The 6,694-nt window shown below is 43.2% G+C and carries 7 protein-coding genes; 3 read left to right on the top strand and 4 right to left on the bottom strand.

From position 1 onward, the window contains the following. Positions 1-574: 574 nt before the first annotated feature. Positions 575-1,126 (bottom strand): D-glycero-beta-D-manno-heptose 1,7-bisphosphate 7-phosphatase, encoded by a 552-nt coding sequence (gmhB, locus tag CXF86_RS19065; RefSeq protein WP_102039757.1) that lies wholly within the window; start codon positions 1,124-1,126, stop codon positions 575-577. A gap of 134 nt (positions 1,127-1,260) precedes the next feature. On the opposite strand from gmhB, the gene CXF86_RS19060 reads away from it, so the two are divergent. Continuing rightward, positions 1,261-2,565 (top strand): aminopeptidase P N-terminal domain-containing protein, encoded by a 1,305-nt coding sequence (locus CXF86_RS19060; protein ID WP_102039758.1) that lies wholly within the window; start codon positions 1,261-1,263, stop codon positions 2,563-2,565. A gap of 124 nt (positions 2,566-2,689) precedes the next feature. Here CXF86_RS19060 and CXF86_RS22955 read toward each other — a convergent pair whose 3' ends face one another. Next, positions 2,690-2,830: a hypothetical protein gene (locus tag CXF86_RS22955; RefSeq protein WP_198553534.1), complete on the bottom strand. Its 141-nt coding sequence runs from the start codon at positions 2,828-2,830 to the stop codon at positions 2,690-2,692. Between CXF86_RS22955 and CXF86_RS23220 the strand changes: the two genes are divergently transcribed. Next, positions 2,802-3,092 (top strand): ribosomal maturation YjgA family protein, encoded by a 291-nt coding sequence (locus CXF86_RS23220; RefSeq protein ID WP_198553573.1) that lies wholly within the window; start codon positions 2,802-2,804, stop codon positions 3,090-3,092. The two genes, CXF86_RS22955 and CXF86_RS23220, sit on opposite strands and share 29 nt — an antisense overlap. 136 nt (positions 3,093-3,228) lie before the next feature. Here the strand turns inward: CXF86_RS23220 and CXF86_RS19050 are convergent, their stop codons facing one another. Together CXF86_RS19050 and CXF86_RS19045 are read right to left on the bottom strand one after the other, a co-directional pair. Further along, a complete protein-coding gene (locus tag CXF86_RS19050) occupies positions 3,229-4,503 on the bottom strand; it encodes an NAD(P)/FAD-dependent oxidoreductase (protein ID WP_102039756.1) in 1,275 nt (424 codons plus the stop codon). A 69-nt stretch (positions 4,504-4,572) separates the two neighbouring features. Further along, positions 4,573-5,613 (bottom strand): proline racemase family protein, encoded by a 1,041-nt coding sequence (locus CXF86_RS19045; RefSeq protein ID WP_102039755.1) that lies wholly within the window; start codon positions 5,611-5,613, stop codon positions 4,573-4,575. A gap of 166 nt (positions 5,614-5,779) precedes the next feature. On the opposite strand from CXF86_RS19045, the gene CXF86_RS19040 reads away from it, so the two are divergent. Beyond that, complete coding sequence (locus CXF86_RS19040) at positions 5,780-6,694, top strand: dihydrodipicolinate synthase family protein (RefSeq protein ID WP_101092167.1); 915 nt, start codon at positions 5,780-5,782, stop codon at positions 6,692-6,694.

Below are 6,694 nucleotides of genomic sequence, written 5' to 3'. Positions count from 1 at the left end.
ATTCAAGTGCTGATTTCTTAATCACTAATGTGAAAAGCTATCAAACCCGAAGCCCTTAAAGCGCTTGTCACCTGAGTCTAATCTCCGAAGAAGTTAAACTCTCTAACACTGCTGCAAGTCCCGTGCTACCTAGCGTTTGCTAAGAGCGATTGGCCTGCTGTACCGTGTCAGTGGGTGCGAATTATAGGGGGTTTCTGAGAGAGCACAAGGGTCTTTCTTCATAAAAATGAAATAATCACGTCAACCGCATAGTTACCAAACGATACGTACAAAAAAGGGGCTAAAATCGACTTTTTGGCGTCAACTAATACTGACTCAGTACTTATCTATTATAGGGATTGCACCTAAAAGTCTTGTATTGGGCGAGCTAACTGCATTGTCATCGACGACTATAAGGAAAGAGCAAGTCCAACAGACACTCATATATCTACATAAGGTCTTTTGTATTCAGTCTAACGGAAATACGTTATTAAGATAATGTTATAGAGGACGTCAAGGAGTAACTCTATTGTAAGTCACTCCAACGATGAGGCGGTACATTTTACAGATATCAATACGAGGTCGAGTTCTTTATTTAGTTAGCCGCAAGATAAGCGGGTACATCAGCAATTGAATCCAGCACCACTGTCGCGGCGGCAATTGCTTCATCAGTGACTGATTTACCTGTACGCACTAATATACGTGTAGGAACTCCGGCAGCTTTAGCCGCTAACATATCATCTCTTTTGTCACCCACCATCACCGATTGACTTAAATCAATTTTCAGAAACTGAGCTGCTGTGTTTAGCATCCCCGGTTTTGGTTTGCGGCAATCGCAGTCAACTTTATACTCACCAATGCCCTTATCTGCATGATGAGGGCAATAATAGATACCATCGAGCTCAACACCTTTATCAACAAAGTTCCAATCCATCCACTCTGTTAACGTATGAAACTGATCTTCAGTATATAAACCACGTGCAATACCAGACTGATTCGTCACGACCGCAAGAATAAACCCTGCTTCTTTTAGCGCGACGCATGCTTCAAACACGCCTTCTACATATTCAAAATCATCGACTTGATGTACGTAGCCATGATCTATGTTGATTACACCATCTCTATCTAAAAATACTGCTCGCTTCACTATGCTGCCTCTCTATTTTCCAATGACGGTTATTATTTCATTCATTAAACGAAATTGCACCGTGAACTTGCTATCAATCGCTTAATACCGTGTAATGGATAAAATATACATTACCAACTATAGAAAATATGAATATGCTCAATACATGTCGCCAAAGGCGCACCGAGCTGCTTGAGCAGCTACCCAATAACAGTTTAGTGATCCTTGCAGGCTATCAGCAGAAAGTTCGCAGTAAAAATATCAAATATCACTTTAGACAGGATAATGACTTTCTCTATTTGACCGGGTTCAAAGAACCAGACGCGATCGCTATATTGGTCAAACACGAAGTAAGCGAATATCTGCTATTTTGTCGCCCTAAAGATCCAGCGCAAGAAGTCAGTTTTGGTACTCGAGCAGGTGTTGAGGGCGCAGTTGAGCATTATGGTGCAGACAAAGCCTATTCAATCGCACAGTTTGAGCAAACCTTATTACCACTTCTGCAAAGCATCACTACACTCTATATAAGTGATGAACTCGGGCGATTCTCATCATCACTTGTCCGTTGGACAAACAATCAAAGGTTGACCGCGCCATTTGATACTCCAAAGAATTTCATCTCTATCACACCATTGGCTAAAATGTTACACGCAAAGCGTGTGGTAAAAAGCCAAGCTGAAATCATTAAGATCCGCAATGCCGTAGCAGCATCCACCTCGGGACATAAAGCGGTAATGCAGGCATGCCACCCCGGCATCAACGAACGAGAATTATCCTCACTATTTGATTTCACCATTGCCAAATATGGCTGTAACGACGTTGCCTACCCTAATATTGTGGCTGGCGGTAATAATGCCTGTTGCCTGCATTATGAAGAGAATTGCAATGAGCTGCAGGATGGCCAGATGCTACTTATCGATGCCGGCGGTGAATATGAGCACTATGCCTCCGACATAACTCGTAGCTACCCGGTCAATGGCAAATTTACCTCTGAGCAGAAAGCCATTTACCAATTGGTGTTAAATGCACTGGATCAAGCTATAGCAATAGTACAGCCTGGCTCGATATGGATTAGCCTTTATGATACTTGCATGCAAGTGATGGCAAAGGGCCTTAAAGAACTTGGATTATTATCAGGCTCGATTGAACACATTATGACAACAGAAAGCTATAAACGCTTCACGGTACATAAAACCGGTCACTGGCTCGGCATGGATGTACACGATGTAGGCCCTTATCACGATGATAAAGGCAACTGGCGCACGCTAGAAGCAGGCATGGTATTCACCATAGAGCCCGGTATATACATTCCTGAAGATGCACTCGATGTCCCCGAAGGCTATCGCGGCATGGGGATCCGTATCGAGGACGATATTATGGTGACAGACAACGGCTCTGAAAACTTATCCGCTAATGTACCAAGAACGATTGACGATATTGAGCGTATTATGTGTAAATAATAAGGTTTACTGGCTCATTTTTTATCAACAGAGCGTCAGCAGCTTGTCTGCCATGACGTCAACCCATTGCTACATTGCTAGCTCGTTAGAACAGGAATTAACGTATCAAACGTAACGTACCACTTTATTGTTCTCTGGCTGCTGTCACTATCGTTACAGGGTTATTCTCTAGGTCTGCATTCATACCGCTACCCGATTTTATCTCTTTATACGCAGGTGATGCACTGTGGGGACTAATGGTTTTCTGGCTAATGGGGCTCATCATACCCAACGCTAATATTAAGTTAGTTATAATATGTGCTTTAGTATTTTCGTTCTCAATAGAGTTTTCTCAGTTATATCATGCCGCTTGGATTGACGAGATTAGAAGCTACAAGTTAGCTGCGTTAGTACTTGGGGTTGGGTTTCAAACGAGTGACTTGATATGTTACACCGTCGGCGTTTTGTTTGGTGCATTGTCTGAAACAATGTTGATAAACAAAGGGCGGGGAATAAGCAAAGGAACCAACGGTACTTCATTGCTGTGAACTAAATCAAAAAAGGAGCGACTATTCGCTCCTTTTTATAATCTATCGGCCTAACTACCTACTTACAAAATGACCAAACTATCCATTTATCTACCTTAGAAGATCGATACCTTTAACCCTAAATCAACATTCACGACTAACTAAATCGATCGATACGATAAGGATTAAGATCGATATCAGCTTGCTCGCCTAATACTTCTTGCGCGAGGAGCTTTGCGCTAATTGCCGACCACGTTAAGCCAAGGTGCTGATGACCGAATGAGAAAAACACATTAGCTTGTTTTTGACTGCGGCCCAATACTGGCAGACTATCTGGCATCGAAGGCCTAAAGCCCATCCAACGCTCGCCATCAGTGACGACTGCATCCGCAAATAGCTCAGGTAATAACGCCTTACCATGAGGGAACAGACAATCGGCGCGAGCATTCACAAGTGGAGCTTTCAAACCACCGAACTCAACAGTACCAGCGAGTCGCGTCCCTTCTATCATTGGCGTGATAATGAATTTGCGATTATAGGAAGTCACAGGCCGAGAAAGGCTGCTTTGTTGCGGCATCATTAAATGATAACCCCGCTCAGTTTCCAGTGGAACCGAATAACCTAACTGCTTGGCAAAGGGTTTTGACCATGCTCCAGCGGCAATAACCAATCTATCAGTTTGTTCGCTGCGGCCAGAACTCATATCCAGTGTTATGCTCGAATTAGTGTTCGCAGTGTTGATATGAACTAACTCCTCAGTGACCAACTTTCCGCCTAATTCTGTAAACTTAGCCGCCAACGCTTGGCATAAACGGTAGGGATCTGCTGTGTGCCCTACGTGAGTAAAATACAGACCATGGGTGATCGTATTGCTTAATGAGGGTTCTAGTACCCTCACCTCATCGCCGTTAAGTAACTTCACATGTATGCCAGCTTCAGAATGTACTCTAAATTCTTTTTGCACATCGCTGATGGGGGTATCTTCAAACACCAATAAGCTACCGTTTAAGGTCAGTAATTCTTCACAACCACAAAATGCGGTGAGCGATTTCATTGCCGCTATCGCATCTTGATTAAGTGCCTGAATCGCTCTGCCATTTCTAGCTCTTCGCGACGGCAACATGTTGTGTAAAAAACGCATAAACCAAGGTAAAGCTTTAAAAAAGTACTTTGGTTGAATGCGAAATGGCCCTAATGGGTCGATTAACATGCCAGGCAATTTTGCTAGCATGGCTGGATCGGCTAAAGGCAATACCTGTTCAGCAGCAAAGTGGCCTGCATTGCCTTTAGAGGCTCCTTCGCCCACGCCTTCTTTGTCAATGATCGTAACATTAAAGCCTACACGCTGCAGTTCTATAGCTGCGGCTAAGCCTACAATGCCTGCCCCAACAATGGTGAGTGTACCGGGATGATTCTGATTGTGGTTATTCATTTACTGTTCTCTACTCCATTCTCACTGCAACGCTTAACGCGACGACGAATACAACTATCAATACAATCATTAACGCAACATAAAGCCTTCTTGGAATACGTCATCAGGGTCGACAAAAAACTGATGTTTTCCGGTAATATAAGAGCGACCAGACACTTCAGGGATCACCGCTTTTTTATCATAAAATATCGATGTAGCCGTCGCGCTGACAATCATTCTGCCATCAACGATACTTTCGATCATTAATGGACATTTTAGCTCAACTTCACCTTTTGCGTGCAGTAGCGCAATGCGCCCAGCGACCCCCGTCCCTGTTGGCGAACGGTCCACTTCCCCATCCGCAAAAATACACACATGACGAGAATGAGCTTCTTGATGAGTCACCAGCTTCGATGTGAAAATGATGCCATACAGAAAACCTAAATCATCCTCAACAGGATGCACTAGATAATGGCATGCCATTATCGCAAGCTTTATGCGTCGCCCCATATCGATTAACTGCGCAACATTGTCTTTGCTACAACTGATACCGTAGGCATCAGCATCGACATAGGCGTAATATGCGCCGCCAAAACCGATGTCATAGCGCACCTCACCAAAACCTTCGACATTTACAGTACAATCCAACGACTCAGCCCATGAGTCGACATTTTTAAAGCTCGCGTGAATTTTACCTTGCCCATCTCGATAAGCTTTAGCGGTAATTAACCCCGCTGGCGAATCAATCTTTATCACTCTCTCGGCATCATTTAGCTCAATCGCCCCAGTGGTGCACATCACCTTTACTAACGCAAGAATGCCATGACCACACATTGAACTGTAGCCTTCATTATGTAAAAACAACACCCCAAAATCAGCATTCAATGTCACTGGTTCGGTAATGAGTGCGCCGTACATATCTGCATGTCCACGAGGCTCATGCATGAGCAGTTTTCGGTAAACGTCCCAGTTTTGGGTGACATATTTGCGCTTATCTAAAATAGTTTCACCTTTTATTGCTGGGTATCCAGAGATAATAATGCGAAGAGGTTCTCCCTCTGTATGTGCATCTATTGTTTTGAATTCTGAATAAGTGCTTGCCAGCTCTGGACTGATATCAATTTTTTTCATTTTGATGTTTTCTCTTGACAGTTTTGCATATTGTATACAACAATGCGAATGTAGTTTAGTTACTCCTAATCGCGTTGTAGGGTCTATTATTTTGTCTATTCACGTATACAATATCCCATAACGAACCATAATTTCAAATGTAAAAATGCAGTAATAGAGGCTTAATATGAATGTAAATTGGCAAGGTGTTTTCCCCGCTATCTCGACTCAATTTAGTGAAGATGGTTCGATCAATTATGAGTCAAATGCTCGTATGCTCGAAGATCTTATTAGAGATGGAATTGACGGGATTATTGCTTTAGGCACAATCGGAGAGAATGCATCTCTAAGCCCAGAAGAAAAACGTGAGTTCATCAAACATACTGTCGAAACCGTTAAAGGCCGTATTTTAGTATTATCAGGATGTACTGAGAACACCGCTGAGCAAGCATCTCTTTATGCTCAAGATGTAGAGAAACTTGGCGTCGATGGTCTAATGTTACTCCCTGCAATGGTTTATCGTGGTACAGACCGCGAAGTTGTTGCTCATTACCAAACCGTTGCACGTTCAACAAATTTACCCATCATGATCTACAACAACCCTGTGAGTTATGGCATAGACATTAATCTTGAGATGACCGCCATTCTTGCAGAAGAAGACAACATTGTTGCAATCAAAGAGTCGACCACTGACACACGTCGTTTAACTGAATTGCAAAGCCGTTTTGGTGAGCGTTTCAGTATTCTATGCGGTGTTGATGATATCGCACTAGAAAGCTTACTTCTTGGCGCAACGGGTTGGATTTCAGGTCTAACAAACGTATTTCCACGCGAATCAGTCGCACTCTATAAGCTTGCACGAGCTGGACGTATTGAAGAAGCGCGTGAGATCTACCGTTGGTTCATGCCGTTACTAAGACTTGATACCATTCCAACACTGGTTCAGTGCATTAAGTTTGCAGAGCAAATCTTAGGCCGCGGTAGTGAAAATGTGCGTATGCCACGCCTACCATTAATAGGTGAAGAACGCGCTTACGTTGAGCAAGTTATTGCACAAGCACTTGAAACTCGCATTGATCTAAACAAGTACAACATCGACTAA

The sequence above is a fragment of the Shewanella sp. GutCb genome, assembly GCF_002836135.1.
Lineage (GTDB): Bacteria > Pseudomonadota > Gammaproteobacteria > Enterobacterales > Shewanellaceae > Shewanella.
The sequence above is the reverse complement of the archived record's forward strand: the minus strand, read 5'-3'. Positions and strand labels throughout refer to the sequence as shown.